19 protein-coding genes are annotated in these 14,194 nt (G+C 45.2%); 4 read left to right on the top strand and 15 right to left on the bottom strand.

Going from position 1 to position 14,194, the window contains the following annotated elements; translation table 11 throughout:
* Positions 1-77: 77 nt before the first annotated feature.
* Genes ACN0RF_RS02500 through ACN0RF_RS02490 form a run of 3 tightly spaced genes read right to left on the bottom strand, consistent with a single transcriptional unit; the run spans position 78 to position 2,516 of the window.
* A complete protein-coding gene (locus tag ACN0RF_RS02500; protein WP_011234621.1) occupies positions 78-947 on the bottom strand; it encodes an NAD(P)-dependent oxidoreductase in 870 nt (289 codons plus the stop codon).
* Positions 948-949: 2 nt separating this feature from the next.
* On the bottom strand, positions 950-1,738 hold the full coding sequence (locus ACN0RF_RS02495; RefSeq protein WP_417437946.1) for a methyltransferase domain-containing protein: 789 nt from the start codon (positions 1,736-1,738) through the stop codon (positions 950-952).
* A 16-nt stretch (positions 1,739-1,754) separates the two neighbouring features.
* Entirely contained in the window at positions 1,755-2,516 is a 762-nt protein-coding gene (locus ACN0RF_RS02490; RefSeq protein WP_417437945.1) for a Nif3-like dinuclear metal center hexameric protein, read from the bottom strand.
* A gap of 139 nt (positions 2,517-2,655) precedes the next feature.
* Here ACN0RF_RS02490 and ACN0RF_RS02485 point away from each other — a divergent pair, with 139 nt between their 5' ends.
* Entirely contained in the window at positions 2,656-3,075 is a 420-nt protein-coding gene (locus ACN0RF_RS02485) for a hypothetical protein (protein ID WP_417437944.1), read from the top strand.
* Between the two features lie 47 nt (positions 3,076-3,122).
* On the opposite strand, the gene ACN0RF_RS02480 is transcribed toward ACN0RF_RS02485, so the two are convergent.
* From ACN0RF_RS02480 to ACN0RF_RS02430, 11 genes are all read right to left on the bottom strand, one after another.
* Positions 3,123-3,380 (bottom strand): DUF3912 family protein, encoded by a 258-nt coding sequence (locus tag ACN0RF_RS02480; RefSeq protein ID WP_011234625.1) that lies wholly within the window; start codon positions 3,378-3,380, stop codon positions 3,123-3,125.
* Between the two features lie 83 nt (positions 3,381-3,463).
* Positions 3,464-3,991, bottom strand: coding sequence for a DUF3833 domain-containing protein (locus tag ACN0RF_RS02475; RefSeq protein WP_011234626.1), 528 nt, complete (start codon positions 3,989-3,991; stop codon positions 3,464-3,466).
* Position 3,992: 1 nt separating this feature from the next.
* The gene (locus ACN0RF_RS02470) at positions 3,993-4,499 is read right to left on the bottom strand and encodes a chalcone isomerase family protein (RefSeq protein ID WP_417437943.1); all 507 of its coding nucleotides are present in this window, start codon (positions 4,497-4,499) and stop codon (positions 3,993-3,995) included.
* Positions 4,500-4,502: 3 nt separating this feature from the next.
* Positions 4,503-5,003 carry a DUF2878 domain-containing protein gene (locus ACN0RF_RS02465; RefSeq protein WP_417437942.1) on the bottom strand — a complete coding sequence of 167 codons (501 nt, stop codon included), beginning with the start codon at positions 5,001-5,003 and terminating at the stop codon, positions 4,503-4,505.
* Positions 5,003-6,241, bottom strand: a complete 1,239-nt coding sequence (locus ACN0RF_RS02460) for a class I SAM-dependent methyltransferase (protein WP_417437941.1) — start codon at positions 6,239-6,241, stop codon at positions 5,003-5,005. The genes ACN0RF_RS02465 and ACN0RF_RS02460 overlap by 1 nt, the downstream gene beginning before the upstream one ends.
* A 21-nt stretch (positions 6,242-6,262) precedes the next feature.
* Positions 6,263-6,985, bottom strand: a complete 723-nt coding sequence (locus tag ACN0RF_RS02455) for a DUF1365 domain-containing protein (RefSeq protein ID WP_011234630.1) — start codon at positions 6,983-6,985, stop codon at positions 6,263-6,265.
* Entirely contained in the window at positions 6,982-8,256 is a 1,275-nt protein-coding gene (locus ACN0RF_RS02450; protein WP_034821063.1) for an NAD(P)/FAD-dependent oxidoreductase, read from the bottom strand. The genes ACN0RF_RS02455 and ACN0RF_RS02450 overlap by 4 nt, the downstream gene beginning before the upstream one ends.
* Entirely contained in the window at positions 8,253-8,984 is a 732-nt protein-coding gene (locus ACN0RF_RS02445) for an SDR family NAD(P)-dependent oxidoreductase (protein ID WP_034821066.1), read from the bottom strand. The genes ACN0RF_RS02450 and ACN0RF_RS02445 overlap by 4 nt, the downstream gene beginning before the upstream one ends.
* Positions 8,981-9,415 (bottom strand): nuclear transport factor 2 family protein, encoded by a 435-nt coding sequence (locus ACN0RF_RS02440; protein ID WP_034821069.1) that lies wholly within the window; start codon positions 9,413-9,415, stop codon positions 8,981-8,983. Before ACN0RF_RS02440 ends, ACN0RF_RS02445 begins: the two co-directional genes overlap by 4 nt.
* Complete coding sequence (gene phrB, locus ACN0RF_RS02435; RefSeq protein ID WP_034821072.1) at positions 9,408-10,814, bottom strand: deoxyribodipyrimidine photo-lyase; 1,407 nt, start codon at positions 10,812-10,814, stop codon at positions 9,408-9,410. The genes ACN0RF_RS02440 and phrB overlap by 8 nt, the downstream gene beginning before the upstream one ends.
* 2 nt (positions 10,815-10,816) lie before the next feature.
* Positions 10,817-11,752 carry a YbgA family protein gene (locus ACN0RF_RS02430; protein ID WP_114981261.1) on the bottom strand — a complete coding sequence of 312 codons (936 nt, stop codon included), beginning with the start codon at positions 11,750-11,752 and terminating at the stop codon, positions 10,817-10,819.
* Positions 11,753-11,897: 145 nt separating this feature from the next.
* On the opposite strand from ACN0RF_RS02430, the gene ACN0RF_RS02425 reads away from it, so the two are divergent.
* The 3 genes from ACN0RF_RS02425 to ACN0RF_RS02415 all read left to right on the top strand — a co-directional run bounded on the left by ACN0RF_RS02425 (position 11,898) and on the right by ACN0RF_RS02415 (position 13,852).
* The gene (locus ACN0RF_RS02425; RefSeq protein ID WP_114981259.1) at positions 11,898-12,476 is read left to right on the top strand and encodes an LON peptidase substrate-binding domain-containing protein; all 579 of its coding nucleotides are present in this window, start codon (positions 11,898-11,900) and stop codon (positions 12,474-12,476) included.
* Between the two features lie 88 nt (positions 12,477-12,564).
* The gene (locus ACN0RF_RS02420; protein ID WP_011234637.1) at positions 12,565-13,185 is read left to right on the top strand and encodes a sigma-70 family RNA polymerase sigma factor; all 621 of its coding nucleotides are present in this window, start codon (positions 12,565-12,567) and stop codon (positions 13,183-13,185) included.
* The gene (locus ACN0RF_RS02415; protein ID WP_011234638.1) at positions 13,175-13,852 is read left to right on the top strand and encodes a ChrR family anti-sigma-E factor; all 678 of its coding nucleotides are present in this window, start codon (positions 13,175-13,177) and stop codon (positions 13,850-13,852) included. The genes ACN0RF_RS02420 and ACN0RF_RS02415 overlap by 11 nt, the downstream gene beginning before the upstream one ends.
* A gap of 44 nt (positions 13,853-13,896) precedes the next feature.
* On the opposite strand, the gene ACN0RF_RS02410 is transcribed toward ACN0RF_RS02415, so the two are convergent.
* On the bottom strand, positions 13,897-14,193 hold the full coding sequence (locus ACN0RF_RS02410; RefSeq protein WP_011234639.1) for an integration host factor subunit alpha: 297 nt from the start codon (positions 14,191-14,193) through the stop codon (positions 13,897-13,899).
* Position 14,194 lies beyond the last annotated feature (1 nt).

Raw genomic sequence — 14,194 nt, 5'->3', positions numbered from 1 at the left:
AGCTTGACGTTATTACGTAAGAAGGCAGCAGCATCTCGGTTGTTACGGATCACCTCACCTGATGCAATAGCATCAGGCTACTTCTCCAGACGAGCCAGAAGACTCGATGTATCCCAGCGACTGCCACCCATTTTCTGAACGTCAGCATAGAATTGGTCAACTAATGCAGTCGCCGGCAGCGACAAGCCCTGACGGTCGGCCTCAGCCAAGGCTATTTTTAAGTCTTTACGCATCCAGTCTACAGCAAAGCCATGCTCGTAGTGGTTATTCCACATGGTTTTATAGCGATTTTCCATCTGCCAGGAGCCTGCAGCGCCCTGACTAATAGCCGCAATAAGCTTATCAGGATCTAAGCCGACTTTACGTGCCAGTTGAAGCCCTTCAGACAAGCCTTGCAAAACGCCGGCAATACAAATCTGATTGACCATTTTCGCTAATTGTCCACTACCGACAGGTCCCATCAGTTGACGAGTTTTGGCATAGCATTGGAAAAGCTCGTCTGCAGCTTCAAAAGTTTGCTGCTCACCACCGATCATCGCGGTTAAAACACCGTTTTCCGCTCCGGCCTGGCCGCCTGAAACCGGCGCATCTAAAAAGCTGCCCTGCTTTTCATTTACAGCTTGTTCCAGCTCTCGTGCCAATTCAGCAGAAGCCGTAGTGTGGTCAACAACAACAGCTCCGGGTTTTAAATTCGCCAATATGCCGTCGTCACCATAAAAGACACTGCGTACATCGTCATCGTTACCAACACAAACCATAACAAAGTCAGCTTCTTTAACCGCTTCAGCCGGGGTGGGCTGGCAGTGTCCGGAGTATTCCTTTGCCCATTTTTCGGCTGTAGCCTGAGTGCGGTTATAAACCGTTACCTTATGGCCCGCTTTTTGTAAGTGACCGGCCATTGGGTAACCCATAACGCCTAATCCAATAAATGCACATTGCTTTGACATCGTCATTCCTCCCGAAAATTCGGTTTTTCAATAAGCCAGTGTTGGTAACGCCCCAGTTCACGATAAGGGGACATTTGGTTGTATTTCATCTCCAGTGCCAGTAGTTCATCGAACCGTTGCTGATGAGTCAGGTCGCGCAAGTAGTCATGAAAACAGCGAACACCGGTCTTTTGCTGAACTTTTAGTCCTTCTTGCTCTAGCAAGTCGTCAACCTGTTCCGGCACCGCCGGGTTTTGAGGACTCAAACGAACGGTCTTTTTCACCTTCAGGCCGCGCTCAATATAATCAAAGTTACCGTAAATGGCATTGGCAAAAAGCTTGGCGTGGTAGTTATAGAACATGAGCGACAGTTTGCCGCCGGGTTTTAAAAGTGAAGCCAATTGATGAATGGCGAGCTCGGTATCCGGCAACCATTCCAGCACAGCATGGCAGAGGATAATATCGTACTGCATTAGCGGTTGCTGATTAACAAGCTCCGTTAAACTTGCCGAAACATATTTGCACTCATGCCCCAGACCGGACGCTTTATGGCGGCGCTCTGCTTCTTCAACCATTTCAGTTGAAAGGTCAGAATGCACCACCGCAAAGCCTTTTTCCTGAAACCACTGGTTTACCTGACCAAGCCCGGCTCCTACATCAAGCACTAAACATGGCTCAGTGGCTAACAGCGGCGCTAAATCACGCTTGAGCACCTCAACCCTGAGTTGCCCCTTAGTGGTGTCATAAATGGATTTAGAGAACTTCTGGCTGATGCCGCTAAAGTCGCCACGTTCTTGTTTCTTTTTATTCATTAAAGGCTTCTTTTCATCAGGCCGGACTGTCAATGTCAATAAATTTAACATCCAGTTCAAACTGGCGGGCTAAGTGCTCGCCCAGTGCTTTTGCGCCGTAACGCTCGGTGGCGTGATGCCCGGCCGCAAAAAATGCGATACCCTGCTCCCTGGCACTGTGGATGGTCGGCTCTGAGACTTCACCGGTAATAAAGGCGTCGACACCAAGCTGAGCGGCTCTGTCAATGAAACCCTGACCACCACCAGTGCACCAGGCAACTGTTTTAATTTTATTTAAACTGTCGACACGACAAACCAGCGAGCGTTCTAAGCGCTGCTCCAGTTCATTAGCAAACTCATCGCAGGAAACGGCTTTAGCTAAATGACCGGTGACCAGTGGGCAAGCCGGATCATAAGCATCCACCGGGCCGTCAAACTCCCAGCCCATTAACTGAGCTAACTGCGCGTTATTGCCAAGCTCAGGGTGAACATCCAGCGGTAAGTGATAGGCAAATAAATTGATATCACGCTTCAACAGCTGCTGTAAGCGCCGCTTTTTCATACCAACAACTTCCGCCGGCTCGCCCTTCCAGAAATAGCCATGATGAACCAGAATCGCATCGGCTTTCTCATCAACAGCTCTGTCAACCAGAGCCTGGCATGCTGTTACCCCGCTGACCACTTTCTGAATTTCAGATTTGCCCTCTACTTGCAGTCCATTAGGACAATAGTCTTTAATCTGCTCACTGTTTAATAGTTTATTAAGATAATTCTGTAATTCATTTCTATTTATCGGCATATCTAAAAACCAAATTGCTTCGTTGAATGGCTTCAGTTTACCCGAAATTAGACAATAATCCGAAAAAACGGTATAAACGAATAGCGAAGCATTTTTATACAATACTTTTAAACCAAACCTTGAATAAAGGAACACTTGAATGAGCAACCTGGACAAAGATAAGGTAATCGCTGAATACACGGAAGCTTATCAAAAAGCTCACGGTAAAAAGCCTAAAATTGAAAGCAGTAACGGCTGGTATAGCGTTGATGGAGGCAAAAATGTACGCCTGAGTCAATTAGCTGACGACGCAAAAGCGCTTGGTAAAGAGAAAAAGTCTGCGCCTAAAAAGTCGGAGTCGAAAAAGGCTGAACCCAAAAAAGCAGAAGCGAAAAAGCCTGCGGCTAAAAAAGCTGAGACTAAGAAACCAGCAGCTAAAAAACCTGCTGCGAAGAAATCTTCAGCTAAGCAATCCCCGGCGAAAAAATCCAGCTCTGGCGGCTTAACCGCAAAAGAACTGTGGAAGCAAAAGCTAGAAGGTAAAGACAGCGATTGTCGTTTACCTCGAGGCAGTGTGTAAGCCACCGCTATAAGTAAAAAAAGCGACCTTAATGGTCGCTTTTTTCGTTATAGAACGTCCGGATTTTTGCCGGCAACGCGATCTATTGGAACTCTAATTTTACGGTAACGGTGCACCAGAAAGTCGCTACGTTTGAAAATAACTTTTTCAGAACCAAAGTCAGCCTGAGACACCAGGAAGCGGTCGTTATCCAGTGTTTTTGCTATAATTCCTAACTTCCCCTGATGCGGTCCACGCTTAATAAAAATCGTCTGCCCTTGTATGCGGGGGTTGTTATAAGAAAATGTCGGATAATTAATTGCCACTGCCGTTTCCCTAAACCTTATAAGGCTATATCAATACCAGGATTATACTCCTATTATCGGTCACCGACAGAGATTCTTGATATTTATTTCTTACCAATATAAAGCGTTATCTCACCAACAGGGAAGCCCCATTTAGACATGTCGGTACGATTGATCATATTGTTCTCATCAATAAGATACAGCCAGTCATCCAGCGTCAATACCAGAGGCTCGCCGTCTACCACAACTTCCAGTTGGTACTCCCAGTTAAGAACATTGCCTGCTGTTGTACCTTTAGCAACGCCTTCAACATCGTCTGCACGCCCTTCATAGCTATTCGGACCGGTTTTCGTTATGTGCCAGACTCGTTGCTGCTCACGACCATCAGCATAAGTAAAATGTTCATCGAGAACGCCTTCGTTACCTTCCCAGGTGCCTGTCATGGTAACCTCGAAACGCTGAATCACTTCACCGCTGTAGTCCTGAACCATACCATACGCAACCAATTCACCGTTAAAGAACTCTTCAAGCTTTAACTTTGGCTCTGCTGATTTATAGGCATCAATGCCGGTTGAGCACGCCGCAAGCAAACTGAGTAAAACAGTAAAACCTAAAACCTTTAAAGCCTTCATTTTATTTCTCCCCAATGAGTTCATTGCGCTCAGATTCAAAACGGCTATTTTCCGACAACCAAATAGCTAAAAACTGCTCAGTAAAGTCTTTATCTTCAATTTCGCCCAGCAACTTATCGCCCTGGTAAAATTCAGCTGTCCCGTCTTTCTTCTCAACTAAGAGCAGGCAGTCGCCCTCTTTAATGTCAGGCCAGATGGAGTCCAGTTTTTCTAACCATTGCTCATGTTTATCGCTATTCAGTTCCAGCTTCTGCCATTCTTCTTCCGTTGTCTCGATAAGATCTTTCGCCTTAATGTCACGCAGATACTCCAGTAACAGAGCTTGTCGCTCATCCTGTTTATACTTACCTGACGGGCTATATAAAGTGGCATCGTAAACATCCCAGAAGTAGACGCTAAGCCGAGTTTGCCCAACTTTAGAAAAGTCATCGGGTACGGAAGCGGTGCATTCAGCGGCATAGGAATTAAGACTGAAAAGCGCAATAATTCCGCATAAAATGAATCTCATACTCTAAACTCCCTGTTCTTTCTTAGGTGATATGGAGAAAACAAAATACGCCATCATTAGTCCCCATACAGCGGCATAACAGGCAATAACAATGGGCATTGAGTCAACGGTGGCAGCATTAAGCTTTATTCCTGCAACATAGCTTAGAGGGCCTGAAACAGCACCGAGCAGAACAGCTATTAGCGGTTTAGGTGCAAGCCAGTCCAGTGCAACCGGCGCCATAGATGAAAAACCCAGCCACAGCATGACCAGCCACAAAGGAAAGTACCCTCCGGCAAAATCAATAACGCCCAGGCTAATCACAATAGCCTCCAGTAATAATCCCACTGCAAACAGCCGCAAAATTAAGGTCCAGCTGACCCGGGCTACGGCAATGCTGTAAAAAAATTGCAAGGCTAATAAAACACCGCTAAGCACAATATAGTTCTCGCGGCCGGAAACGGCACTTAACCAAAGCGCATTGAACAGAACGAAACTGACAATTTTATGCTGAATAGAAGTCATTAGTAGGCCTGCGATTTGCTGGCGGTAACCTGAACAACCGATACCCGTTGCTCCAGAAAGCCGCCTTCACAATAGCTGAAATAGTAGTTCCAAAGTCTGGAAAAGCGTTCATCATAGCCAAGCTTTTCGAGTTCGCTTTCATGGGCGTTAAAACGTTCTTCCCACTGTCTCAGGGTTTTTGCGTAACTTAGACCAAAGTCGTGCACGTCACGTACCACCAAGTCGGTGTAGCGTGTAAACAGTTGCGTCATTTGGCTTAAAGACGGAAGAAAACCACCGGGGAAGATATGCTTTTGAATAAAATCTACAGAGCGAGCATAGGATTTCGCTCGCTGGTCGGCAATAGTGATAGCCTGTAACGACATTCTTCCGTCTTCTTTCAACAGTTTGTTGCAGGTTTTGAAAAAAGTCGGTAAGTATTCCTTTCCTACCGCTTCTATCATTTCAACCGAGACCAACTTGTCGTACTGCCCTTCTAAGTCACGGTAGTCACGTTTCAACAGTTCAATTCTGTCGGACAAGCCCGCCGCTTCAACTTGCTGCTTAGCGTACTGAAACTGCTCATCAGAAATGGTCGTCGTGGTTACCTTGCAACCATAGTTTTTGGCCGCATAAATGGCCAGGCCACCCCAGCCCGTGCCTATTTCCAACAAGTGGTCTTGCGCCTTTAAATCAAGCGAATCGCATAAGCGCTGCATTTTATTGCACTGTGCTTGCTCCAGTGAGTCGGCAGGCTCTTTAAATAAACCACTGGAATATTGCATGGCGCTATCAAGAAAACGGGTATAAAGCTCGTTGCCCAGATCGTAGTGAGCGGAGATATTCTTTTTTGCCTGTCCTTTGTGGTTACGATTACTCCAATGCTGGTATTTATTAAAGGGAAAAGTTAACCAGGCCAGTCGCGTTTCCAGTTTATCTAAGGCCGGTAAGTTACGGGCAAAAATACGAATAACCGAGGTTAAATCGGGGGTATCCCAATGCTTATCAATATACAACTCGGCTGCACCAATACTGCCACCAGTAACCAGGCGACGGTAAAAAGATGAATCCTTCACGTCAATTTCAGCGTTCAGGTCTTTATCGGGATGCCCGAAAGTTTCAATGAACGTGCCTTTCTCTTTTATCGTCAACTGCCCATACTGCAAATGAGCGAGTAGTTTAAAAGCGATAGTTCGGAAAAGCTTATCCAACACACCATACTGAATAGGCGCTACCATAGTTGTTTCACCACTGGACATACAAACTGCCTTCTAATTATTTTAGTTACCAGGGTTTCCGTAAAATGGAACCCGCTTGATAAAAAGCTTTAACGCCTGCCAATAAATGCCCCCAATAATTTTTAGAGCCATAACAGGTGTTGTTCTTAATACGCGGTAAACTTCAGTACGGTTTAGCGGTTGTCTATTTAATTTCATACCGGCAACAAAATCTTTCTCTTGCTGGTGGGCGCTTAGAGTGACTTTTAAACTCTCGGTGGGTGGCTCTATCTGCCAGTGGTAGGTCATATCCATAGGATTAAATGGAGAAACGTGGAATTGCTTTACGGTTTCAGGACACTCTTCTGACAAATCGACCAAGTAATAATGACGTTGCAGCCAGGGCGTATTACTGACTTCAGCTAACATGTGCGTATATTCGTCATTGTCCTGCCGAAGAAAATACAAATTAATGGGGCTAAAAAAAATTCCAAAGGTACGTAAGTTACCGACAAATAGAACCTGACCGGTTAAATCTTTCCCGGCAAGGGAGGACATTTTCTTTAGTGCCGCCTGGTGTAAATTGCCCTCTTCATCTTTTAGGTAGTCCTTTCGACGAAACCAAAGGGGAGCAAAACTGTTACAGGATAACCAACGGCTTATAGAACTGACTTGATCGAGTTCAGATAAATCAATACACCATTGTTGAAAACGGTAATTAAAGGCATGATGTTTGGGGCGATGTCTTACATGAAAAACATCGCCCCAATATATGGCGCTCTTCATGAGTTATCAATCGCTTCAGTATTCAAACGGTTAGCAACATCAATAGCACTTCTTACGCCGTCTTCATGAAAACCGTTATACCAATAAGCACCAACAAAATGGGTGCTGTTCTTTCCGCAAATCGCATTTCGTTCTGCTCTGGCTTTTAAAGACTGAACAGAATATTGCGGGTGTTCATAGGTAAAGGTTTTAATAATCTCATCAGAGTCAATGGCAGCTGTATTATTCAATGTAACGCATACGGTTTTATCACACTGCAACCCTTGCAGGATATTCATATTATAGGTTACTGAACTGGGTTGTTCTTCTGCTGCATCATCTTCTCTTAATAGGTAATTCCAACTTGCCCAGGCACGTCGGTTTCTGGGTAACAAATTCTCGTCTGTATGCAGAACAACCTCATTCGGGCAATATTTTATCTCACCAAGAATACGTTTTTCGTCGGGGCTGGCATCGTCAAGTAAAGCAAGCGCCTCGTCACTGTGACAGGCGAAAACCACTTCATCAAAATACCGTTCCTCGCCATTACTAAAAACAAGAACAACCTGTTCCTGTTGGCGCTTAACCGCAACAATTTCACTGTTTAGCTCAAGCCTTTCTTTAAACGGTTCGGTCAGCATAGGAATGTACGCGTGAGAACCACCAACCAGCGTGTGCCACTGAGGACGGTCGCTAACATTCAATAACCCATGGTTATCAAAGAAACGTAAGAAAAAGCCCAGAGGAAAGTCCTTCGCATCGGCCAGGCTTGCAGACCATATAGCCGAAACCATTGGTAATAAGTAGTACTGCGAGACCGATTCCGGAATATCGTGCCGAGTAAGAAATTCTGCCAACGTGACATTGTCCGCTTCGCTGACATCCTCTTCTAACGCGCTTTTAGCGGCAGCGTTAAATTTCAGAATCCCCCGTAACAAACGGTAAAAAGACAAGCTAAACAAATTTTTCCGCTGTGCAAACAGGGTATTTAAGTTATGTCCGTTAAACTCCAGTCCCGACTTAGGGTCACGTACACTGAAACTCATTTCAGTGTCGCGCCAGGCCACTTTCAGCTCTGTCAACAAGCGTTTAAAGCGTGGATACGTCTTGTCATTAAAAACGATAAAGCCTGTATCCACAGCATACATACTGCCATTAATTTTTACATCGCTGGTGCATGTATGCCCGCCAATATAGTCATTTTTCTCAAATACACTGACTTGATGTTCACGACTTAAATAATAAGCACTGGTAAGACCCGCAATACCACTTCCAATAACGGCTATCTTCATGACGACTGCTTCCTTGCCATTTGTTCTGATAGTTTCACTTGTAAGCCTTCCGGCAAAATAGACATTAACTTCAGAAGGCTACTAAATAGCCACGGAAATGCGATGTCCCGTTTGTTCTTATTAATGCCTTTTATTATTGCCTTCGACGCAAACTCAACGTCAACGCGCATTGGCATTTCAAAATCATTGGCATCAGTCATTGGTGTTTTCACAAACCCGGGTGAGACGGTTTGAACTTTGATTCCCTGAGGTTTCAAATCAACTTCCAGCCCCCGGGCAATATAGTGCATTGCCGCTTTCGAACCGCCATAAGCCTGAGCCCTGGTGAACGGAAGAAGTCTCGCCAGGCTGTCAACAATGACCAGGCGCGCCGAGTCACTGAACTGAGGAAGTAAAGCTTCCACGCAATTCATTGTGCCGAATACATTCACTTTAAACACCCGCTCGAACATGTCGGCATCGAACGCTTTAACGTCGAGGTATTCACACACACCCGCACACAGTATGGCAACATCAATATCGTTAATTTGTGCTAACGCATTTTTTGCTGACTCTTTGTCGGTAATATCAAAGGCGCTGCAGGTTATTTTTTCAGGATATTGTTTTTGTACCTCTAACAACGCGTCGTTATTTCTTCCGCACACAACAACGTCATTGCCATCAGCTGCATAATCCAGAGCCAGCTGGCGCCCAATACCTGATGAAGCTCCAGTAATTAAGACTTTCATTCGTCTGTTAGCCTATTTTTAATTTTATCAATGACATAGCCGACTAGCGGTACGTGTTCATAAAGCATTGCGCCAAGATCGTAATAATCTCTTTGTTCTCTGATTTTGCCGTCTTCAAAGGTTAAATACGAAACTCCCGGCAGAATAATTTCCATACCATTGGCGAGCTTGGGGTGTGCGTAACGCATCTGCCATGTAAGGAACGCCTGCTCTTCCCCAACGCATTCATCGTCAAAGGCAAAGTGACAATACTCAACGTTTTCCATTGTGTGTTTTAGATACTTGCTAAAGTCGTCCAGCCCGACGACATGTTGTATTGGATCAGTAAACGAAATTTCGTCATGGTATAACTCATCCAGCTCATCAAGGTTTTCGGTTTTCAGCTCATCGTAGAGCTCTTTGAGTTTTTCGACTAATTCACTGTTATCCATTTTTCACCTGCTTAAACGTTGTTAGGAATCGTTCACGAGCAAACTTGTGCTCGACCATGGGTTCGCAATAGTTATTACTGCTTTGTTGCTGAAGCCAACTATGAGGCCAGTGAATATACTTTGTTGGTACTTCCTTAAGTTCCTCTACCCATTTACGAATGTACTGCCCGTCAGGATCAAATTTCTCACTTTGCTTAACCGGATTAAAAACACGAAAATATGGAACGGCGTCAGTTCCGACCGAAGCACTCCATTGCCAGCCGCCATTGTTTGCCGGAAAGCTCCCGTCAATTAAATGCTGCATGAAAAAGGCTTCACCTTTTCGCCAATCCACTAATAGATCTTTTACCAGAAAATTAGCTGTGATCATTCTTAAGCGGTTGTGCATCCATCCGGTTGATGTCAATTGACGCATTCCGGCGTCAACAATTGGATACCCGGTTCGGCCATCACACCAGCGTTGGAAAGCGTCATCGTCCTCTAACCACTGAATGCTGTCAGTTTCAGACTGAAAGCTCTCACCTTTTGATAAACGCGGCACAAAGTACATTAAATGCTGATAGAACTCTCTCCACGCCAGTTCCGTAAGCCAGGTATCAGCCCCGGAAGCAAGCCCAAACGGAAACTCCGGCGAAAACTTGTGTAATGCCCGGACAGCCGTCTGCGGTCCGATAACGCCCTGCGCCAAATAAGCGGAAAGTTGTGAGGTTCCGTTTTGTGCAGGCAAGTCTCGGGCTTGTTGATAATCATCAACACTGTGGCCAACGAATTGACCCAGTTTCCCCAAAACTTGTTGCTCGCCGGCACTCCAGTCAGACGAATCTTTTCTCTCCAACGGGCATTCAGGCAGGCCTTTTGCGGTTATCGGAGAAAAAGATTTAATTTGCAGCGGTTCGCTGTAAGTTTTTTCGCTTAATACTTGTCGCCACCGCCGGTTAAAAGGCGTGAACTTTTTGTAGTAGTCACCTTGTTGTGTTCTGACCTCTCCGGGCGACACCAACAAGTTACCATGATGCGAAACCAGTTCGATATCATCATTGCTTAGTACCGCATTGGTAGCTGCGTCTCTACGTTTTTCATCCAGCGCATATTCCGCATTAATATGTACCCGGGCAATTTTATTTTCCCGACAGAAGGATCGTAAAGCCCCTGGAACCTGACTGAATTTGGAGACTAACTGCACTTGCAGTTCAATGCCCTTTTCGGCTAAATCCTGCTGCAGGCATTCTAAGTTTCGCCAAATAAAGTCAACTTTTATCGGTGCCCAGTCATGGCTTTTCCAGGTTTCGTGGCACACAAAAAATATAGCCAAGGGTGGCTCATCGCCGTGGCATGCAGAAAACACGGCCGGGTTGTCTAAAATTCTTAAATCACTACGAAACCAAATTGCTTCTCGCATCACTACAGCCCATAACGTAATTTTAAATCATCGGGATATGGCGTCAGATACCATTGCCCTTCTAAATATTCTTTCGGAAACTCGCGCAAATAATGCCGTATTAACGTTAGAGGGGACATCAGAGGGAGAATGCCATCGTGATACTGGAGAATGATATCACTCAGCTCTTCTCGTCTTTCATGAGCAAGATCCGCTTTAAAATACCCCTGAATATGTTGAAGCACATTGGTGTGGTTCTTGCGCGACGCTGGTTTTGATAAAGCGTCCATCACATCAATGATATATTGCTCCGCAAAGGCACTGTCGATGACTTCTTGTTCTCCCAGACGTTTACCCAACTCGCGGTAACGTTGCTGATTATGTGCTAACAAAAGTAGCTTGCAGCGCTGGTGAAACTGCAAAAGCTGATGTTTGGAAAGCTTCTGCGTCATTTCTTTCCATTGACTAAACACATAAACCCGCATCACAAAGTTTTCACGTAAATGCGGGTCATTGAGCCGGCCATCTTCTTCTAAAGGCAAAGCGGGATTCTTTTCTTTAAGCCGCGCGGCAAAAATTCCCATTCCAGCTTTTTGTGCATGCCCGGTTTCCGGATCATATAACTTGACCCGCTCTATACCGCAGCTGGGAGATTTTGCGCATAGAATGTAACCGCTTAACTGCTCTACTTTAACCTGAACCTTATCGGCAAAGGCAGCTAGCTGTGACGTAACATTTTCACCGGTTTTGGGCACTACCGCCTGTACATCGTCATGTTGCTCAAGGCGAATAGTCGGTCTTGGCACCGGCATTCCAATACCAACTTCCGGGCAAAACCGTACCAGTTCAATGTGTCGACTTAATTCATCAACACAGAATGCGGACTTCTTGTGTCCCCCGTCAAACCGGACCTCGTCGCCCATTAAACAGGAACTAATACCCACTTTTAACTTTACCATTTTAACCCCTGTTGAATTTCACTGATGATAATGTACGGTATATCGATAAAAATAGTTTGGCATTTATTCGATAAAAAAGATCCAACCAGACCCACCTCAACGTAATGTTTCTTAATTGTTCAAACTACTAGCCAAATGAGGTTATATGCAGCAGTATCAGCAGTTACCGCTATTCCCGCTTACCTCGCATATAATGCCGGGCGGACGCATGAAATTGAAGGTGTTCGAGCCGCGCTACACCAGGCTGGTAAAAGAGTGTCTGCAAAATAACAGTGAGTTTGTGGTGGCCATGTTTAACAACGAACATGCAACGACATCAAGCGATTACCTTCTTCCTTACGCCACCACCGTGAAAATTATTGATTTTGAACCAAGAGATGATGGCTTACTCGGTATAACCGTTGAAGGGAAAAGTCGGGTTCGTATTGACGAGCATTGGTCTGAAAGCGATAAATTAAGGTTTGGGAAAATAGAGTACCTCGAAAACTGGCCTGAACTTTCTCTGGATAACGCAGCCGATAAACTCAAGACTCGATTACAGGAAGCTTTCGAGACCTACCCGGAACTTTCCGAGTTGTTACCTGATCTCGGCTACGAGAAACTTGACTGGGTTTGTTCAAGGTGGCTTGAAATACTGCCTCTGGACGTCTATACAAAACAAGAGCTGATAAGATGCGAAAGTTGTCTAAAAGCAAAAGAATATCTGTTAGACTTAATTCGTTAATTGAGTAAACATTCTGCCATCTGGGTGATCCATTTTCTCAACACCCCGTAATAGTTAGAACATTGTGTGAAAAGAAGCAGGTCTAATTATGCAAATGGTGTCAGAAAGAACATCGCAACGGGGGTCTATGGCTACCACCCAGACAGACGCTGCCGAGAAAGCCGCGGAACTGCTGGCAAAGATTGCAGAAAATAGAAATCGCGCTGCCTTTAGTGAACTCTTTAGGTTATTTGCACCAAAACTACAATCTTACGCTACAAGACAATTTGGTAATGAACAAACGGCTATGGATCTCGTCCAGGAAACCATGACTAACGTCTGGCATAAAGCTCACTTGTTCAAGCCTGACCGTGGCTCTCCTTCTACTTGGATATTTACCATAGCTCGTAACATCCGCTTCGATTTGCTTCGTAAGAACAAAAAACGCAAAGATGATATCAGTGCTGATGAACTCTGGCCGATTCTCTCCGAGCAGAACGATAGCCTCGATGACGGTTACGCATTGGATCACGATGTTCTGATGCAGGAAATTTCTTTTTATTACGCTCAATTGCCCGATGCACAACGGGTTGTTATTGAGAAGATTTATATTGAAGGTAAATCTCAGCAGGAAGTCTCTGACGCTCTGGGAGTACCTTTAGGGACAATTAAGTCCCGAACTCGTCTAGCATTAAAAAAATTGAAAGAGTTGATAGTCGATGATGATTAAATCACACCCAGGCGAAGGCCTTTTATATCAGTACGCCTCTGGCGATCTTAGCGCGGCGATGACGTTAGTTGTCGGCACACACATTGATATGTGTAAAGCCTGTCGTCAAACCGTGTGTGAGATTGAGCAGAAGTTGTGTGAAGAAAACCTGGATACCTTGGTTAGTGTTGCCAGTACAACAATGAGCAAGTCTCAGTGTGACCAAATGCTGGAAGCCATTTTCGCGTCTTCTGCATGTAACAAACAAGCACACCAACCGAATGAGATGCTCTCTCTGGAAGGTCGTCGCTTTACACTGCCTCGTACTTTGGCTCATAACAGTCATCGCATTGGTGAGTGGTCGAAACTGGTCGGTAAACTCTGGCGCGCACCATTAACTCTGGACAATGGAAATCAGACGAACTTGATTTACATGGCACCAGGCGCAAAACTCCCTGAGCATACGCATAAAGGAAAAGAAGCGACGCTGGTTATTGATGGTGTTTTTAATGACGAGCAGAGCGAGTACCGGGACGGTGATTTTATTTTGTTAGACCCCAGTCGTACCCATACTCCGGAAACTCAGGATGAAGACTGCTTAACTCTGGCTACGCTGGACGCGCCCTTGCATTTTACTTCAGGCATCAGCCGGTTACTGAATCCCTTTAGCCAGCTCTTCTTTCGTTAATTTCCGGCGACTAAGTACAGACTCAAATAAAAAAGAACCCGAGGTTAATCCTCGGGTTCTGCGTTTTCGACTCGACTTTTAAATTTCTGACCAGGTTTGAAGGTGACAACCCGACGCGCTGAAATAGGAATTTCCTCGCCCGTTTTCGGGTTACGCCCAGGGCGCTGATTTTTAGTTCGCAGTTCAAAATTGCCAAAACCTGACAACTTCACCTGCTCGCCTCTTTCCAAAGCAACTCTGATTTCTTCAAAAAAATCTTCAACTAACACTTTGGCATCTTGTTTACTAACACCGTATTTGTCGAACAGCACTTCTGCCAGTTCTGCTTTGGTCAGCGCCATA

The sequence above is a fragment of the Idiomarina sp. genome (genome assembly GCF_048260185.1).
In the GTDB taxonomy this organism is placed as follows: Bacteria; Pseudomonadota; Gammaproteobacteria; order Enterobacterales; family Alteromonadaceae; genus Idiomarina.
Note: the sequence above shows the minus strand (reverse complement) of the source record. Positions and strands in the feature narration are given on the sequence as shown.